Origin of the sequence: Mesorhizobium sp. RIZ17 (assembly GCF_051127865.1) — a bacterium.
GTDB lineage: Bacteria > Pseudomonadota > Alphaproteobacteria > Rhizobiales > Rhizobiaceae > Mesorhizobium > Mesorhizobium humile.
Genome location: NZ_CP147861.1, coordinates 5,649,456 through 5,665,526, shown reverse-complemented (window position 1 = coordinate 5,665,526; position 16,071 = coordinate 5,649,456). Strand labels below are relative to the sequence as shown.

Here is a 16,071-nt window from a genome sequence, read left to right as displayed (position 1 = left end):
ATCGACGCCGGCAACATCGTTCTGTCGGCGCAAGGCCTGGAAAGCGTGGGGTATAACGGCGTTAATTTGCCTTGATCTTAGCCGACCGTCACTAACCTCTGAGACGGCATGGAGATCGGTGTGAGCAGGGCTTTTAGACTGAATGCAGTGCCGGTATGCGCGGTGTTTTTGAGCCTTTTGGAGCTATCGGAACCGGCAATAGCGTGCGCAACGTTTCACGAACGTGATCTGAATTACTTCAGCAATGCCCAAATCGTAGTCCGCGCCAGAATGATATCCTATCAACCAATATTCGATCCCGAACTCCAGGAGCGGCGCCGCCAGTTTCGGGAAGCTCTGAGCAAGAATGGCACTCACCAATCGGCAGACAGCTTATCGGATCGCTCCGTCGACAGCGCTCGTATGAAGTTTGAAGTCAAGGAGACGATTTCCGGTTTCCCCAGATTGGGCGATTGGGAGGCAATTTGGGTAAATTCAACATTTGAAATGGCTGACCAATGGACTGGGCCGGAAAATGTGATCGTAGGTTTGCGCGCCGCCATTGACCGTCATGGAGCGCCAATCATTGAGGTGATACAGCAACCTTGCGCGCCGGTAATGATCCTTGAAGACACCCGAGACAACCGGAACGCGATCACCAACGCACTTCGAGACCAAGGCCGCAGGCACGCTGGCTATGTTTTTCAGTAAGGTCTGCCCCGCTGAAGCGTCAAATGTTGCCCGATATGTTGCGCACGCCACGTCGCGCGGCTATAGCGCGGGCAGGCTTTTCTAAGGTTTCAAAATGTCCGTTGATCTTCAGACCGTGAAGCGCGTCGCGCGCCTTGCCCGTATCGCGGTGAGCGAGGAGGACGCGGAGCGCATGACCGGCGAATTGAACGCCATCCTCGGCTTCGTCGAGCAATTGAACGAGGTCGATGTTTCGGGCGTCGAGCCGATGACCTCGGTCACGCCGATGGAGATGAAGAAGCGCCAGGATGGCGTCACCGACGGCAACAAGGCCGTCGACATCGTGGCCAACGCGCCGGCAACGGAAGAGAACTTTTTCCTCGTTCCGAAGGTGGTGGAGTAGGCCGTGGCTGTCGAGATCGCCGTCGAGACGCCTTTGCAGGACGACGTGCGCGCGCTGGTCGCCGAACTCAACTCAGCGCTGCTCGAACTGACGCCGCCCGAGCACTGCTATCACCTGACCGTCGAGCAGATGGCGGGCAAGGATACGACGGTGTTCATCGCCCGCGACAATGGCCTTGCCGTCGGTTGCGGCGCGCTAAAGCGTCATGACGATGCGGTCGGCGAGGTCAAGCGCATGTATACGCGGCCTTCGCATCGCGGCCGCAAGATCGGCGCCGAGATCGTCGGACGGGTCGAGGCGCTTGCCCGGCGGGAAGGGCTGAGGCGCCTTGTCCTTGAGACCGGCGACCGGCACCCGGCCGCCTGGACCATCTATGAGCGCGCCGGTTTCTCGCGTTGCGGACCGGTGCTGGATTATCCCGACTCCGAATGGTCGGTGTTTTACGAAAAGAGCCTTGCCTGATGAGCGACCTCACACATCTCACCATTTCCGAGGCCCGCGCCAAGCTGCGTGGCAAGGAGATCACCGCGGCCGAGATCACCGAGGCCTATCTCGCGGCGATCGATCGCGCCAATCCGGTGCTCAATGCCTATGTGACCGTCACCGCCGACAAGGCGCGCGACATGGCGAAGAGCTCCGATGCCAGACTCGCCAAGGGCGAGGGCGGCGCGCTGGAGGGCATTCCGCTCGGCATCAAGGACCTGTTCGCCACCGAAGGCATTCACACCCAGGCCTGCAGCCACGTGCTTGACGGCTTCAAGCCGCGCTACGAATCGACCGTGACCAGCAATCTGTGGGCCGATGGCGCCGTCATGCTCGGCAAGCTCAACATGGACGAGTTCGCCATGGGCTCGTCGAACGAAACCTCCTATTACGGCCCGGTCATCAATCCGTGGCGCCGCTCGCGCCTGCAGACCACGGTCAAGCCAACCATCCATGATGGCGGCGGGGGCTTTGTCGTGCCAGGCGGCGTCGAGCAGAGCCGCACCTACGACAACATGCAGCTGGTGCCCGGCGGCTCGTCCGGCGGCTCGGCATCGTCCGTCGCCGCCTTCCTGTGCGCCGGCGCCACCGCGACCGACACCGGCGGCTCGATTCGCCAGCCCGCGGCCTTCACCGGCACGGTCGGCATCAAGCCGACTTACGGGCGCTGCTCGCGCTGGGGCGTCGTCGCCTTCGCTTCCTCGCTCGACCAGGCCGGGCCGATCGCGCGCGACGTGCGCGACGCCGCCATCCTGTTGAAGTCGATGGCTTCCGTCGATCCGAAGGACACGACCTCGGTCGACCGTCCGGTGCCGGACTACGAGGCGGTGATCGGCAAGCCGATCAAGGGCATGAAGGTCGGCATTCCGAAGGAATACCGCGTCGAGGGCATGCCGGAAGACATCGAGGCGCTCTGGCAGAAGGGTATTGCCTGGCTGAAGGATGCCGGCGCCGAGATCGTCGACATCTCGCTGCCGCACACCAAATATGCCTTGCCGGCCTACTATATCGTCGCGCCGGCCGAAGCCTCGTCCAATCTGGCGCGTTATGATGGTGTTCGCTACGGCCTGCGCGTGCCCGGCAAGGACATCATCGCCATGTATGAAAAGACCCGCGCCGCCGGCTTCGGCCGCGAGGTCAAGCGGCGCATCATGATCGGCACCTATGTTCTGTCGGCCGGCTATTACGACGCTTACTACCTGCAGGCGCAGAAGGTGCGCACGCTGATCAAGCGCGACTTCGAGAACGTCTTTGCCGCCGGCGTCGACGTCATCCTGACGCCGGCGACCCCGTCGGCTGCCTTCGGCGTCGCCGACGAAGACATGGCTTCCGATCCGGTCAAGATGTACCTCAACGACATCTTCACCGTGACCGTGAACATGGCGGGTCTTCCCGGCATTTCCGTGCCGGCCGGCCTGGACGGCAAGGGCCTGCCGCTCGGCCTGCAGCTGATCGGCCGTCCGTTCGACGAGGAAACGCTGTTCCAGACGGCGCACGTCATCGAAAGGGCCGCGGGCAAATTTCAGCCGGAAAAGTGGTGGTAGCGTCGTCCCTCATCGAGCAAAGGTGAGGGATGTTCTACTACCTTTCGAAAATATTCTGGTTCTTCATCCAGCCGGTCAACCTGGCGATCTTCCTCCTGCTCGCGGGACTGCTGGCCGCGCTCTTCCGTCGCCGGCGATTGGCCGCGACGGGTAGCGTGGTTGCTTTCCTGATTCTGGCCCTCTCGGCCTGGACGTCGGTTGGCGCGATGATGTTGACTCCACTGGAAGAACGTTTCCCCAAGCCGCCGTTGCCGGAAAAGGTGGATGGGATCGTCGTGCTCGGTGGCGGCTTCGAGGGCGCCATCAATCTGGCGCGCGGCGGCTATGAGCTGAACAGCGGCGGCGACCGCATGGTCGAGACCGCGATCCTCGCGAGGCGCTTCCCTCAGGCGAAGATCGTCGTGTCCGGCGGCAACGGCTCGCTTTTCCTCGACGGCGAAGGCGACGCCGATACGGCGCCGCGGCTGCTCGGCGCGCTCGGCGTTTCGGCCGATCGCCTGATCCTCGAGGACAAATCGCGTAACACTTACGAGAATGCAGTGTTCTCGCGAAAGCTCGTCGAGCCGAAACCCGGTGAGACGTGGCTGCTGGTAACCTCGGCTTTTCACATGCCGCGCGCCAAGGCGCTGTTCGACAAGGCGGGCTTTGCGACCATTCCGTGGCCGGTCGACTACCGCACCTCGGGCAGGGAAGGCGTCGGTTTCTACCGCGACAATCCGGTCGACTCGATGCAGGCGACCACCATCGCGGTGCGCGAATGGATCGGGCTTCTCGCCTACCGGCTTTCAGACAGGATCGATCAGTTCTTCCCAGGACCGGGCGGCTGACCGAGCACCGCCTGTCTTGCCGCCGAGAAGAACTGGCGGCGCACCAGCACGGCCAGAAGCACCATCGTCGACATCACGAAGACGACCGGATCGACGAACCAGCCGAGATAGCCGATCGAGAAGAAGACGGCGCGCAGGCCGGAGTTGAAGTGCTTGCCGGCGAGCACGTTCATGCGCGTCGCTCGCCACACCGCCGTTTCGCTGACCGGGTTGCGCGAAGCCGGGCCATGCGGGGTCGGCACCGCGCCGATCAGGATCGAGCAATAGTTGAACAGCCGGTAGGCCCAGCCGAATTTGAAGAAAGCGAAGGCCAGGATAAGCACCAGGCCGAACACCTTGGTCTGGAAGGCTTCGCGCGACGAAGCCGCGCCGAAGGGCAGGTCGGCCAGAACCTCAAGCACGCGGTCGGATGCGCCGAGCAAGGCAAAGCATCCGCCGAGCGCGATCAGGGAGGAGGAAGCGAAGAAGGCGGTGCCTTGCTGCAGGCCGCCCATGATGGCGGTGTCGACGATGCGGATTTCGCGTTCGGCCATGTTGCGCATCCAGGCTTCGCGCTGGGCGTTCATCGCGGTCGTCAGCGAGACACGGCTGACCAGCCTGCCGTCGGAAGCGAGCGTGTGCAGCACCCAGACGAGCAGGAAGAAGGCCAAAGCCGCCAGATCTGCGGTCGAGAGGTGGAGTGAGTCGCCCATGCGTTCTTGTAACACAGGCCGAGCCGGCGCTTCGACCGGTGCCCGAGCTGCCGCATGGCGATGTCGCTGGCGGAGCAGACAAGGTCGGCAGCCGCCGAGCCGCAGCATGCAAAACAGCGGAAACATCGCTGGAATTCCTATATGTAAGTTTCGAGCAGCCTCGGGAGACAGCGGCCCAGTGTTCCTTTCGGTTTTCGACCTGTTCAAGATCGGCATCGGCCCGTCGAGCTCGCACACGATGGGCCCGATGACGGCCGCGCGCCGGTTCCTCGACGAGATACTGGCCGGCGACTGGCCTCGCCCAGCCGGTGTCAAGGTCGATCGCATCGGCGCTAGCCTGCACGGCTCGCTCGCCTATACCGGCATCGGCCATGGCTCGGACCGCGCGGTGATCCTGGGTCTCGCCGGCCAGACGCCGCAGACGGTCGACCCGGATGAGGCCGACGGCATCGTCGCCCGCATCGGCGCGGAGAAGCGCATTTCGCCGCCCGGGCATCCGACCTATAGCTTCGATCCTGCAAAGGATCTCGTGCTCGACCGCAAGACGCCGCTGACCGGCCACGCCAACGGCATGGCCTTCTATGCCTATGACGCATCCGACCGGCTGCTGCTCAAGCGCATCTATTACTCGATCGGCGGCGGTTTCGTCGTTTCCGAGGAAGAGCTGCAGCGCATGAAGGCCAAGGGCTCGGTGACGACCGAGGGCAGACGAGTGCCGTACCCGTTCAAGAATGCCGTCGAGATGCTGGTGATGGCGGCAAAGAGCGGGCTTTCGATCGCCGAGATGAAGCGCGCCAACGAGGAAAAGCACATGTCGCGCGAGGAGCTCGACGAGGGCCTCGACGCGATCTGGGGCGCCATGAAAGGCTGCATCGACCGCGGCCTATCGCAGGACGGCATCATGCCGGGCGGGCTGAAAGTGCGCCGCCGCGCGCGGCAGCTGCACGACAAGCTGCAGGAACAGTGGCAGCAGAACCGGCCCAATCCCTTGCTCGCCAATGATTGGCTGTCGATCTACGCCATGGCGGTCAACGAGGAGAACGCCGCCGGAGGTCGGGTGGTGACGGCACCCACCAATGGTGCCGCCGGCACGCTGCCGGCCGTGCTGCGCTACTGGCTGCATTTCCACCCCGAAGCCGATCAGCCGAGCATCCGCGACTTCCTGCTGACGGCGGCCGCCGTCGGCGGCATCATCAAGTCCAATGCCTCGATCTCGGGCGCGGAGGTCGGTTGCCAGGGTGAGGTGGGTTCGGCTTCGGCCATGGCAGCCGCAGGGCTGTGCGCCGTCATGGGCGGCACGCCCGAGCAGGTCGAGAACGCCGCCGAGATCGCGCTCGAGCATCATCTCGGCATGACCTGCGATCCGGTCGGCGGCCTGGTGCAGGTGCCCTGCATCGAACGCAATGCGCTTGGCGCCGTGAAGGCGGTGACGGCGGCCTCTTTGGCCATCAAGGGCGACGGCACGCATTTCGTGCCGCTCGACGCCGCGATCGAAACCATGCGCCAGACCGGCCTCGACATGAACGAGAAATACAAGGAAACCAGCCTCGGCGGTCTGGCGGTCAACGTCGTCGAGTGCTGAGGCCTCACCGAGACTCCGGGCTGGCCCTGTGGAGAAGTCACTCAAGGCGTTGACGCGTCAACCCTTGCGGCTAAATCTTGGAGCATGGCCCTTAATCTCCTAAAGCTCTGCGTCGGCTGCGACAGCGTCGAGGACCTCGAAGAGTGGATTGCCTTCCGCCTCGACGAGCGGCGACGCGCCGACGAGCCGGCCGAGCACTGGCACACCACCCGCATGGTGCCAACGCGCGGCGACGAGATCACCGATGGCGGCTCGCTCTATTGGGTGATCAAGGGCAGCGTGCAGTGCCGGCAACTGATCACCGAGATCAGGCCGTTCGTTGACGACGAAGGTATCGGCCGCTGTCATCTGGTGCTTCATCCTGAGGTCGTGCGCACCGAATGGCAGCCGCGCCGCGCCTTTCAGGGCTGGCGCTATCTCAAGCCCGCCGATGCGCCGGCCGATCTCGGCAAGGGCAGGGCGGCATTGGCCGAGATGCCGCCGAAGCTGAGGCTTGAACTCGCCGAACTCGGTCTGCTCTAGGGCGTGTTGATATTCAGGTGATGCCGGCCTGCAAATGCCGGCTTCCTGCGCTTCCGGTGCTCACGAACTTTAAGTACGCTCCGCTCCGGTTCTCGGAACCCGCCATTTTCGGCTCGGCCTGACCTGAATCTCAACACGCCTTAGCGCGGCTTTGTTTACCGCCCGCGGCGCTGGCCCTTCGGCTCGGCCGGTGTGGGACTTGCAAGCGCCGGACCTTGGTCCCATCCTATTTCTATGCTCGGTCGTCCCTATGGTGGTGCTAATCGATGGGCGTGATCCTTGCTTTGGCAGCGGTGCTCGTGGTGCTTTTCGGCGCCGCGATGCTCTTTGTGCGCGCGGATGCGGGAAGGATGGCAGACAGTCTGAGATCGCTTGGGCCTGCCCTCCTGGGGCTGGTCGGCGCGCCCATGCTGGTCTTCGGCCGCAGCCTTATCGGTGGACTGCTTTTGCTCGCGGCGCTGGCCTGGGTCGGCTGGATACGCACCAGGCGGCCTCCGGAACGCGCCGCCGCGTCCAGACATTCGACGGTGCGCACCGCGGCGCTTGAAATGGACCTCGATCATGACAGCGGCAGACTCGAGGGGCTCGTCCTGGCCGGGCGCTATGAAGGCAAGATGCTTGGAGCGATGGGGCTGACGGACCTGCGCCAGCTTTATGGCGAGCTCAGCCCCGATCCGGAGAGCCGTCAGCTCCTAGAGACGTATCTTGACGGCCGTTTTCCCGTCTGGCGCAAGGACGCGCAGCCGCACGGTGGCGAAGGGTTGGGTGTTGCGCCAGGTGCGGGCGCCATGACTAAGGAGGAGGCCTACAAGGTCCTTGGTCTTGAAGCGGGGGCTGCCGCGGCGGATATCCGCAAGGCGCACCGCCGCCTGATGCAACGCCTGAACGCCGACGTCGGCGGCACGTCTGTCCTGGCGGCGCGGATCAATGAAGCCAAGGACGTCTTGCTCTCCAATCACGATTAGTCTCCTTCGACGCCGGTACCTTCCGGGAGATTTCAACAACCGCCTATTGCTGGACGGCGTAGCACGAGATTTTCTTGCGCTTCAGGGCATCGCAGGCCTTCCAGGCGGCGTCCTTCGAGCCGAAGCCGCCGAAGCGGGCGCGGTAGTAGGTGGCGCCGTCCTTGTCGAAGGCGACGGTGAAGCCGGAAGCGTCGGCCAGGATCCTCGGCGCCTGCTTGGCGGTCTGATCGAGGAGGCTCTGAGCCCCCGATTTGGTGGGCGAGGAGGCAACCTGAACCACCCAGCCGGACGGCACCGACGACGTCTTGACCGGATCGATCGCCGGCGCGGGCTCGGCATAGGCGGTGACGACCTGGGGCGAGGCGTCCTGTGCCTTGGGAGCCGGCGCCATGGCGGCCACGGCGACCGTCTTCACCTTCTTGATCTTGACCACGGGCTTGGTCTCTTCGGCGACCTGCTGGGCGTCGTCCTGGACATCATCGGCAGCGGCAACGGTGTCGTCGGCCGAGGCCACGACAGTGTCATCCGTTGCCGGCTTGGCGTCCGGCGTCGGCGCGTCATGCTTGGGCAAGAAGACCTTGGCCAGCGTCTTGATCGGATTGTCGTTGCCCTTGGCGATGAGATCGCCGCCGCCGCGCGTCGAGGTGCGCGGCAGATAGGTGTTGATCAGCGCGGCCATCTGGTTGTCGCGGCTGCGGCCCGAAGCGCCGCCCATCACCACCGCGACAAGGCGGCGGTCGCCATCGGCGACGGAGGAGACGAGGTTGTAGCCCGAGGCGCGGGTATAACCGGTCTTGATGCCGTCGACGCCCTTGATGCGGCCAAGCAGACGGTTGTGGCCATTGATGCGCTGGCGGCCATACAGGAACGAGCGCTGCGAGAAATAGCCGTAATATTGCGGGTAGTGCTCACGCAGCGCGATGCCAAGCATCGCCATGTCGTGCGCCGTGGTGAACTGGCCGGGGTCGGGCAGGCCGTTGGCATTGCGGAAGACGGTGCCGTTCATGCCGAGCTGACGCGCCTTGGCCGTCATCATGCGGGCGAAATTGTCTTCGCTGCCGCCGAGCATTTCGCCGAGCGCGGTGGCCGAGTCGTTGGCCGACTTCGTTACGATCGAGAGAATAGCGGTCTCGACCGGAACCGAGCCACCGGGGCGAACGCCAAGCTTGGTTGGCGCCTCGGCCGAGGCATGCGCGGAAAACGGAACCGGCGTGTTCTTGCTGATCCTACCCTTCGCCAACGCCTCGAAGGTCAAATAGAGCGTCATCATCTTGGTGAGCGAAGCCGGATAGCGCCGGCCGTTGGCGTCGGCCGAATAGAGCACCTTGCCGGTCTTGGCATCGACGACGATGGCCGAGGACCTTGCGGCCATCGCCGACGCCACGTCGGCGACGACAACCGTCACCGCGAGCGCGGCGATCATGATTGCCTTGAGGGAGAAAGATTTGGAGACCAGCCCCGACAACGCCTGACGCACCGCTACTACCCTGAATTTTCGTTGCCCCGGAGGCGGCTACGGGAATGCCTGCCTCGCTTCCGGCCAAGCTATCGCGGGCAGCGTTACCAATCCGTTTATGGTAACCGCCGCGTTCACTATTTTTCGGCAAATCGAGCCTCTCTTTAATCGAATTTTACCGGCCGCCGGCGCTGGACCCCCTGCTTACCAAGGGGATTCTTGACTTTTGTGCATCGCACAATATATTGAGGTGCATTGCACAAGGGCGCCCGGGGCAAAAAGGGCGTTTCAACCAAGGGAAGTATGAAATGACCCAGACCTATGAGGACTTCACGAAATACGGCAAGGAGTTTGCCGACACCGGGCTGAAGAGCTTTGCCTCGCTCACCAAGGGCGCGCAGGCGATCGCCACCGAAGCCGGCGAATACACCAAGAAGAGCTTCGAGGCCGGCAGCGCCGCCGTCGAGAAGCTGTTCGCGGCCAAGTCGGTCGAGAAGGCCATCGAGATCCAGACCGATTACGCCAAGCAGAGCTATGAGAGCTTCGTGGCCGAAGCCAGCAAGATCGGCAATCTCTATGCCGAGCTCGCCAAGGAAGCTTACAAGCCTTTCGAATCAGTGGTCGCCAAGGCGAAGTAATTTCGCCCGATCACAGCCGATACGGCCATCAGGCCTGCGGAAGGACCCGGTCGCGGAAACGCGGCCGGGTTTTTTCATGCGCGATCGCAACCCGATGCACCTTGCCGCATTCACGATTGAGAAATTCGCTGAGGTTTGCCCACCTAGCCATATTGTCAGCTAAACAGAAGGGCTTAAAATCGTCCATCGAGAACCTACATGTTGAACTCGCATGAGGATTCGAAAAGGCTGGACTACGTGACGATCGGTTTGACTGCCACGGCAGGCGTGGTGCGAATGCAAAGTGACGGAGACCGCAACGATCCCGGTCGCGGCACCGCTGTCATCACGCGCACCAAAACCAAGACCAAGAAGCCCAGCCTCTACCGAGTGCTCATCCTGAACGACGACTACACGCCGATGGAGTTCGTCGTTCACGTCCTGGAACGGTTTTTCCAAAAGGACCGCGAGGCCGCCACACGCATCATGCTTCATGTTCACAATCATGGAGTGGGCGAGTGCGGTGTCTACACATTCGAGGTGGCCGAGACCAAAGTGTCCCAGGTCATGGATTTCGCCCGACAGAATCAGCATCCGCTGCAATGCGTGATGGAGAAGAAGTGAGGTAACATGCCGGCTTTCTCCCAAGGCCTGGAAAAGGCGCTACATCAGGCGCTGACATTCGCCAACGAGCGGCATCATGAGTATGCGACGCTCGAACATTTGCTGCTCGCCCTGATCGACGACACCGAGGCGGCCGCCGTCATGCGCGCCTGCAACGTCGATCTCGATGAGCTCAAACACACCGTTCTGACCTATATCGACACCGAGCTCGACAACCTCGTCACCGGTTACGACGAGGATTCGAAGCCAACCGCAGGCTTCCAACGCGTGATCCAGCGCGCCGTGATCCATGTGCAGTCGTCCGGCCGCGAGGAAGTGTCCGGCGCCAACGTGCTGGTCGCCATCTTCGCCGAGCGCGAGAGCCACGCCGCCTATTTCCTGCAGGAACAGCAGATGACCCGCTACGACGCGGTCAACTACATCTCGCATGGCATCGCCAAGCGCCCCGGCGCTTCGGAATCGCGCACGCCGCGCGGCGCCGAGGACGAGCAGGGCGGCCAGAACGGCGCCGAGCCGCAGGAGGAAAACGGCAAGAAGAAGCAGCAGGACGCGCTGACGGCCTACTGCGTCAACCTCAACAACAAGGCGCGGGCCGGCAAGATCGACCCGCTGATCGGCCGCGACAGCGAGATCAACCGCACCATCCAGGTGCTGTGCCGCCGTTCCAAGAACAACCCGCTCTATGTCGGTGACCCGGGCGTCGGCAAGACGGCGATCGCCGAAGGGCTGGCCAAGCGCATCGTCGAAGGCGACGTGCCGGAAGTGCTGCAGGACGCCACCATCTTCGCGCTCGACATGGGCACGCTGCTCGCCGGCACCCGCTATCGCGGCGACTTCGAGGAGCGGCTGAAGCAGGTCGTGAAGGAGCTCGAGGATTATCCGGGCGCGGTGCTGTTCATCGACGAGATCCACACCGTGATCGGGGCGGGCGCCACCTCGGGCGGCGCCATGGACGCATCGAACCTCCTGAAGCCGGCGCTGTCGTCCGGCGCCATCCGCTGCATCGGCTCGACCACCTACAAGGAGTTCCGCCAGTTCTTCGAGAAGGACCGCGCGCTGGTGCGGCGCTTCCAGAAGATCGATGTCAACGAGCCGACCATCGAGGACGCCATCGAGATCATGAAGGGCCTGAAGCCCTATTTCGAGGAGTTCCACAAGGTCCGCTACACGAGCGAGGCGATCAAGGCTTCGGTCGAGCTCTCGGCGCGCTACATCAACGACCGCAAGCTGCCGGACAAGGCGATCGACGTGATCGACGAGACCGGCGCCTCGCAGATGCTGGTGCCTGAGGCCAAGCGCAAGAAGACCATCGGCATCAAGGAGATCGAAGCGACGATCGCCACCATGGCGCGCATCCCGCCGAAGACGGTTTCGGCCGACGACGAGAAGGTGCTGCAGGGCCTCGATATCGAGCTGAAGCGTGTCGTCTATGGCCAGGATACGGCCATTACCGCGCTGACCTCGGCTATCAAGCTGGCGCGCGCCGGCCTGCGCGAACCGGAAAAGCCGATCGGCTCCTACCTGTTCTCAGGTCCGACCGGCGTCGGCAAGACCGAAGTCGCCAAGCAGCTTGCCGCCTCGCTCGGCGTCGAGCTGATCCGCTTCGACATGTCGGAATACATGGAACGCCACACCGTCTCGCGGCTGATCGGCGCGCCTCCCGGCTATGTTGGCTTCGACCAGGGCGGCCTGCTGACGGACGGCGTCGACCAGCACCCGCATTGCGTGCTGCTGCTCGACGAGGTCGAGAAGGCGCATCCGGACCTGTTCAACATCCTGTTGCAGGTGATGGACCACGGCAAGCTGACCGACCACAACGGCAAGCAGATCGACTTCCGCAACGTGATCCTGATCATGACCACCAATGCGGGTGCGTCGGATGCGCAGCGCGCGGCGATCGGCTTCGGCTCGACCAAGCGCGAAGGCGACGACGTCGAGGCGATCAACCGGCTGTTCACGCCGGAGTTCCGCAACCGTCTCGATGCGATCATCCCCTTCGGCTCGCTGCCGGTGCCGGTCATCCATCAGGTGGTGCAGAAGTTCGTCATGCAGCTCGAGGCGCAGCTCTCCGAGCGTGGCGTCACCTTCGATCTGTCGCCGGACGCGATCGCCTGGCTGGCCGACAAGGGGTATGACGAGCGCATGGGCGCGCGTCCGCTCGGCCGCGTCATCCAGGAGCACATCAAGAAGCCCCTGGCCGACGAGGTGCTGTTCGGCAAGCTCAAGAAGGGCGGTACGGTGCGCGTCACCGTCGAGAAGAAGGAAACCGGCGAGTCCGGCCTGAAGCTCGAATCGCTCGCCGACGAGTCGCCCGTGCAGCCGAAGAAGGAAGAGCCGGAAGACGCGCCGAAGCCGAAAAAGGCGGTGGCCAAGAAGCCTGCGCCCAAGAAGGCGGTGGCGCAGAAACCGGAGCCGAAAGGCAAGGACGGCAACAAGCGCAGCCTGGTGCCGCAACTGCCCCGCAAGGGCTGATAGGCCTCTTGATCAGACTACGAAAAGCCCCGGAAACGGGGCTTTTTCTTGGGAACGCGGCGTGATTTCGAGCGAATCAGCGCCGTGGAGGGGCGGGCTTGCCAGTGGCCTCAGTTCCCCAGCGCTGCCCGGATCTTGTCGGCGTTTTCCGTCAGCACCTCGGGTTTCTCCATCTGTCCGCTGTGCGGCTTCAAGGGGATGCCCTCGAAGCGCGGAATGACGTGGACATGGAGGTGATAGATCGTCTGCCCCGACGCGGGCTCGTTGAACTGCAGGATGGTGACGCCGTCGGCGGCGAAAGCCTTCTTGACTGCACGCGCCAACTTTTGGACGGCCGCGAAGAGCGGCCCGAATGTCACCGGATCGGCGTCGAGGATATTGCGCGACGGGGCCTTCGGCACCACCAGCGTGTGGCCGACCCCTTGCGGCATCACATCCATGAAGGCAACGACCGCGTCGTCCTCATAGACGCGGTGCGAGGGGATCTCGCCGCGCAGGATTTTCGCAAAGATGTTGCCGGGATCGTAGGCGGCTTCGGCCATGGCAGGCGCTCCGGATCGTGCTGACCCGCCTCGTGTAGCGAAGCCGCCGCCGTGCGGCAAGGCAAGTCGAGGGCATAGCGCTTGGTTTCCCGCTAACAACGCCAAGGGGGAACGAAGCTGGGACGGCATCGCCCGCCGCAAGGGCGAAGGGAAAGCAGCCGGGGCGCCAGCCTCTCGATATGACGAAGGTCGATGCTGCGATGAATCTGGTGAACGCCGAAATGTCGCCGGTGGCTGCTGCCAAACAGCTAAATCTAGGCCGCTCGACAATCTATCGGGAAATGCGCCGACTGGGGGGTTAGTCGAGCCGCTTGACGCCGGCTAAATCCGTCTTGCGGATCGCGTGCCCTTATCGAGGACACTCAGAAGGCAGAGAACAGTTGATGACGGGCTTGCCACTCGGATCGCAGGCGCTCTCTCTCACCTTTGAACAGGTTGTCTGTGGCTATACAGGCACTCATCCGGTCGACTCGGAAATGTCGGAAATCCTTCCGCAATTCGCACCACGCGGCAAGGACGATATTGTCTACGTAATAGACGAGCGCCAGCGGGCAGACGATGCGCTCGCTGCGCCGTGCCTCGGCATCCTGATAGTGAAGATGTAGTTTTCGCTCTTCCCTTATGCTCTGTCGCAACACGCGGTATTCGACCGCCGACGGAGGAATGGCGTTCCAGTGCGAGACATGCAGCGGCGAGCCTTCGATGTGGCTGTCGGCCGTGCTCGGAAGAACGGCGGCAACCTTGTGGCCAACGCGTGACGCCGCCGCCAAAAGATCGGCATCGCCGGTACGTCCGATCAGCGACAGGCCGACCACGATAGCCTCGACCTCCTCGGCCGTGAACATGAGCGGCGGCAAGTCGAAACCCACCTCCATGACATAGCCGACGCCGGCCTCCCCTTCGATGGGAACCCTCATGCCTTGCAGAGCAATGATGTCGCGATAGATGGTCCGCTGACTAACTTCGAGAGCGCAAGCGATCTTGCCCGCTGAGACCGGCGCGGTTGCGCGCCTCAGAATCTGGATAATCTCGAACAGCCGGCTTGAACGGCTCATCGTGGCGCTCCTGCAAACAATCGACTTTTATCACTTTGATGCTGACACAGGGTGTCAGCAGAAGGTCGGCTATTTTGACGATCATCTGTCTAACGGGAGAAACCGATGGTCGATCAGGAATTTGCAACAAAATCGGTGCGGATGGAGCGCTTATGCCTGCTGACGTTCCAGGCGCCGGCTGATGATGTGGACCGCATCATGGAGGCGGTGGTGAAAGTCACGCCGCTCGCCATGGGAAACTACGACAGCAATGCCTACCAGTCGGGGCTCGGTACCGAACGATATCGGCCGCTCGAAGGCGCAGTGGCTGGACCGGAAAGCGAGATACGCAAGCGTCCCGGTACAGTCGAAATATCGTTCGAACTCCCGGACGACCAGAAACTCATCCAGCAGGTAGTCGAGACTATCTTCCAGACCCACAGCTACCAGGAACCGGTCATCAGGGTCTGGAGCATTCTCACCAGCCGATCCAAGGGCCTTGACGACAGCGCCAACTCGAACCGCTGGTGGAACACGACCGGCGACTGGAAAAAGAAGGCTTGCGAGCCGAATAAGAACACACCCCAGGAATGAGCACCACCGAATATCGGCTCGGCCTAGTGCTGGTCACGGCATCGGCCGTGGCCTGGAGCACAGCAGGCTTCTTCACCAGGCTAATTCCGCTGGATAGTTGGACCATGCTTGCTTGGCGCGGCATCTTCGGCGCAATCGGCATAGCGGTCGTGTTTATCGCGATGCAGCGCAGGGACGCGTGGCGAAGCGTCAAAAACATGGGTCGGCCCGGGTGGCTGTTCGCTATTGTCTCGGCGATTGGCATGGTTTTCTTCATCACCTCGCTTCGGCACACCACGGTCGCTCACGTCGCGGTGACCTATGCGACGGTGCCGTTCATCGGCGCTGCTCTGGGCTGGCTGGTGATGCGGGAAAGACCGTCAAAAAATGCGATCTTCGCCGGCCTTGCTGCTTTGGCAGGCGTTGCCCTGATGGTTGGCCTCGGTGCTGACGGCAGTTTGTTCGGGGATCTCATGGCGCTCGGCATGACCTTTTGCTTGGCTGCGATGATGGTGATTGCGAGACAGTTTCACAACATTCCCACCATGCCAGCCGCCTGCCTCTCGGCCCTACTGAGTGGCTTGGTCTGCTGGCCCTTCGGAGAGCCATTCGCCGTCTCTGGGCAAGATCTGTTCGTCTTGATGCTATTCGGCCTTGTGAACTCGGCAGCCGGTCTCGCTCTATTCACACTTGGCGCGCGGATGCTGCCGGTGATCGAAACCGCGCTGATAGGCTCCCTCGATGCACCGCTGGCCCCACTTTGGGTTTGGCTCGCGTTCAACGAGATACCCAGTATCAGCACGCTTGCGGGAGGCCTAATCGTGTTTAGTGCCGTTGGCCTCCATATCTTGGTCGAAGCGAGAAGGAAGGAAGCGGTCGCTCCACTCCCTGACTGAGAAGCAAGCCGAGTTCCCTGGACCTCTGAACTGAGAAGTTCAGGATAAAGCTCACGGTTCTCGATTTGATCTGCCTTAGCGTGTTTGGCGGGAACCAACGCTATGCCCTCAAATCACCATCACCGCCTCGACAAGGCGCGGTGAAAGCGCCTTTCTCGGTCGAGGCTATC

The 16,071-nt window shown here is 62.7% G+C and carries 17 protein-coding genes; 13 read left to right on the top strand and 4 right to left on the bottom strand.

What is annotated here, in order from left to right; all coding sequences use genetic code 11:
• The first annotated feature begins 108 nt into the window (after window positions 1-108).
• The 5 genes from WDX12_RS27585 to WDX12_RS27565 all read left to right on the top strand — a co-directional run bounded on the left by WDX12_RS27585 (window position 109) and on the right by WDX12_RS27565 (window position 3,926).
• Window positions 109-690 (top strand): hypothetical protein, encoded by a 582-nt coding sequence (locus WDX12_RS27585; protein ID WP_434722705.1) that lies wholly within the window; start codon window positions 109-111, stop codon window positions 688-690.
• A gap of 94 nt (window positions 691-784) precedes the next feature.
• Window positions 785-1,072 carry an Asp-tRNA(Asn)/Glu-tRNA(Gln) amidotransferase subunit GatC gene (gatC, locus tag WDX12_RS27580; protein ID WP_434722704.1) on the top strand — a complete coding sequence of 96 codons (288 nt, stop codon included), beginning with the start codon at window positions 785-787 and terminating at the stop codon, window positions 1,070-1,072.
• Window positions 1,073-1,075: 3 nt separating this feature from the next.
• Window positions 1,076-1,534: a GNAT family N-acetyltransferase gene (locus tag WDX12_RS27575; RefSeq protein WP_434722703.1), complete on the top strand. Its 459-nt coding sequence runs from the start codon at window positions 1,076-1,078 to the stop codon at window positions 1,532-1,534.
• Entirely contained in the window at window positions 1,534-3,099 is a 1,566-nt protein-coding gene (locus tag WDX12_RS27570) for an amidase (protein ID WP_434722702.1), read from the top strand. The genes WDX12_RS27575 and WDX12_RS27570 overlap by 1 nt, the downstream gene beginning before the upstream one ends.
• Before the next feature lie 29 nt (window positions 3,100-3,128).
• Complete coding sequence (locus WDX12_RS27565) at window positions 3,129-3,926, top strand: YdcF family protein (RefSeq protein ID WP_320295724.1); 798 nt, start codon at window positions 3,129-3,131, stop codon at window positions 3,924-3,926.
• Here WDX12_RS27565 and WDX12_RS27560 read toward each other — a convergent pair.
• Window positions 3,899-4,618, bottom strand: a complete 720-nt coding sequence (locus WDX12_RS27560) for a DUF599 domain-containing protein (RefSeq protein ID WP_434722701.1) — start codon at window positions 4,616-4,618, stop codon at window positions 3,899-3,901. The two genes, WDX12_RS27565 and WDX12_RS27560, sit on opposite strands and share 28 nt — an antisense overlap.
• Before the next feature lie 178 nt (window positions 4,619-4,796).
• Here WDX12_RS27560 and WDX12_RS27555 point away from each other — a divergent pair, with 178 nt between their 5' ends.
• The 3 genes from WDX12_RS27555 to WDX12_RS27545 all read left to right on the top strand — a co-directional run bounded on the left by WDX12_RS27555 (window position 4,797) and on the right by WDX12_RS27545 (window position 7,687).
• Window positions 4,797-6,200 carry an L-serine ammonia-lyase gene (locus WDX12_RS27555; RefSeq protein WP_434722700.1) on the top strand — a complete coding sequence of 468 codons (1,404 nt, stop codon included), beginning with the start codon at window positions 4,797-4,799 and terminating at the stop codon, window positions 6,198-6,200.
• A gap of 84 nt (window positions 6,201-6,284) precedes the next feature.
• Window positions 6,285-6,722 carry a DUF1489 family protein gene (locus WDX12_RS27550; RefSeq protein WP_434722699.1) on the top strand — a complete coding sequence of 146 codons (438 nt, stop codon included), beginning with the start codon at window positions 6,285-6,287 and terminating at the stop codon, window positions 6,720-6,722.
• Window positions 6,723-6,988: 266 nt separating this feature from the next.
• Complete coding sequence (locus tag WDX12_RS27545) at window positions 6,989-7,687, top strand: DnaJ domain-containing protein (protein ID WP_434722698.1); 699 nt, start codon at window positions 6,989-6,991, stop codon at window positions 7,685-7,687.
• A gap of 43 nt (window positions 7,688-7,730) precedes the next feature.
• Here the strand turns inward: WDX12_RS27545 and WDX12_RS27540 are convergent, their stop codons facing one another.
• Entirely contained in the window at window positions 7,731-9,164 is a 1,434-nt protein-coding gene (locus WDX12_RS27540) for a D-alanyl-D-alanine carboxypeptidase (RefSeq protein WP_434722697.1), read from the bottom strand.
• Between the two features lie 287 nt (window positions 9,165-9,451).
• Here WDX12_RS27540 and WDX12_RS27535 point away from each other — a divergent pair, with 287 nt between their 5' ends.
• From WDX12_RS27535 to clpA, 3 genes are all read left to right on the top strand, one after another.
• Window positions 9,452-9,781 (top strand): phasin family protein, encoded by a 330-nt coding sequence (locus WDX12_RS27535; protein ID WP_320295718.1) that lies wholly within the window; start codon window positions 9,452-9,454, stop codon window positions 9,779-9,781.
• Window positions 9,782-10,057: 276 nt separating this feature from the next.
• On the top strand, window positions 10,058-10,384 hold the full coding sequence (clpS, locus tag WDX12_RS27530) for an ATP-dependent Clp protease adapter ClpS (RefSeq protein WP_040972327.1): 327 nt from the start codon (window positions 10,058-10,060) through the stop codon (window positions 10,382-10,384).
• Between the two features lie 6 nt (window positions 10,385-10,390).
• Window positions 10,391-12,856, top strand: coding sequence for an ATP-dependent Clp protease ATP-binding subunit ClpA (gene clpA, locus WDX12_RS27525; protein ID WP_320295717.1), 2,466 nt, complete (start codon window positions 10,391-10,393; stop codon window positions 12,854-12,856).
• Window positions 12,857-12,966: 110 nt separating this feature from the next.
• Here the strand turns inward: clpA and WDX12_RS27520 are convergent, their stop codons facing one another.
• Both WDX12_RS27520 and WDX12_RS27515 read right to left on the bottom strand, forming a co-directional pair.
• Window positions 12,967-13,398, bottom strand: a complete 432-nt coding sequence (locus tag WDX12_RS27520; RefSeq protein WP_434722696.1) for an HIT family protein — start codon at window positions 13,396-13,398, stop codon at window positions 12,967-12,969.
• A gap of 362 nt (window positions 13,399-13,760) precedes the next feature.
• Window positions 13,761-14,453 (bottom strand): helix-turn-helix transcriptional regulator, encoded by a 693-nt coding sequence (locus WDX12_RS27515; RefSeq protein WP_320295713.1) that lies wholly within the window; start codon window positions 14,451-14,453, stop codon window positions 13,761-13,763.
• Window positions 14,454-14,558: 105 nt separating this feature from the next.
• Between WDX12_RS27515 and WDX12_RS27510 the strand changes: the two genes are divergently transcribed.
• Both WDX12_RS27510 and WDX12_RS27505 read left to right on the top strand, forming a co-directional pair.
• Window positions 14,559-15,026, top strand: a complete 468-nt coding sequence (locus WDX12_RS27510; RefSeq protein WP_320295712.1) for a hypothetical protein — start codon at window positions 14,559-14,561, stop codon at window positions 15,024-15,026.
• Entirely contained in the window at window positions 15,023-15,901 is an 879-nt protein-coding gene (locus tag WDX12_RS27505; RefSeq protein ID WP_320295711.1) for a DMT family transporter, read from the top strand. Before WDX12_RS27510 ends, WDX12_RS27505 begins: the two co-directional genes overlap by 4 nt.
• The last annotated feature ends 170 nt before the right edge of the window (window positions 15,902-16,071 follow it).

What these genes read in the sequence shown, in the direction of transcription:
- WDX12_RS27585 (WP_434722705.1), top strand. Translation starts at nt 109, where the DNA reads ATGGAGATCGGTGTGAGCAGGGCTTTTAGACTGAATGCAGTGCCGGTA.
- gatC (WP_434722704.1), top strand. Translation starts at nt 785, where the DNA reads ATGTCCGTTGATCTTCAGACCGTGAAGCGCGTCGCGCGCCTTGCCCGT.
- WDX12_RS27570 (WP_434722702.1), top strand. Translation starts at nt 1,534, where the DNA reads ATGAGCGACCTCACACATCTCACCATTTCCGAGGCCCGCGCCAAGCTG.
- WDX12_RS27565 (WP_320295724.1), top strand. Translation starts at nt 3,129, where the DNA reads ATGTTCTACTACCTTTCGAAAATATTCTGGTTCTTCATCCAGCCGGTC.
- WDX12_RS27560 (WP_434722701.1), bottom strand. Translation starts at nt 4,618, where the DNA reads ATGGGCGACTCACTCCACCTCTCGACCGCAGATCTGGCGGCTTTGGCC.
- WDX12_RS27550 (WP_434722699.1), top strand. Translation starts at nt 6,285, where the DNA reads ATGGCCCTTAATCTCCTAAAGCTCTGCGTCGGCTGCGACAGCGTCGAG.
- WDX12_RS27545 (WP_434722698.1), top strand. Translation starts at nt 6,989, where the DNA reads ATGGGCGTGATCCTTGCTTTGGCAGCGGTGCTCGTGGTGCTTTTCGGC.
- WDX12_RS27535 (WP_320295718.1), top strand. Translation starts at nt 9,452, where the DNA reads ATGACCCAGACCTATGAGGACTTCACGAAATACGGCAAGGAGTTTGCC.
- clpS (WP_040972327.1), top strand. Translation starts at nt 10,058, where the DNA reads ATGCAAAGTGACGGAGACCGCAACGATCCCGGTCGCGGCACCGCTGTC.
- clpA (WP_320295717.1), top strand. Translation starts at nt 10,391, where the DNA reads ATGCCGGCTTTCTCCCAAGGCCTGGAAAAGGCGCTACATCAGGCGCTG.
- WDX12_RS27520 (WP_434722696.1), bottom strand. Translation starts at nt 13,398, where the DNA reads ATGGCCGAAGCCGCCTACGATCCCGGCAACATCTTTGCGAAAATCCTG.
- WDX12_RS27515 (WP_320295713.1), bottom strand. Translation starts at nt 14,453, where the DNA reads ATGAGCCGTTCAAGCCGGCTGTTCGAGATTATCCAGATTCTGAGGCGC.
- WDX12_RS27510 (WP_320295712.1), top strand. Translation starts at nt 14,559, where the DNA reads ATGGTCGATCAGGAATTTGCAACAAAATCGGTGCGGATGGAGCGCTTA.
- WDX12_RS27505 (WP_320295711.1), top strand. Translation starts at nt 15,023, where the DNA reads ATGAGCACCACCGAATATCGGCTCGGCCTAGTGCTGGTCACGGCATCG.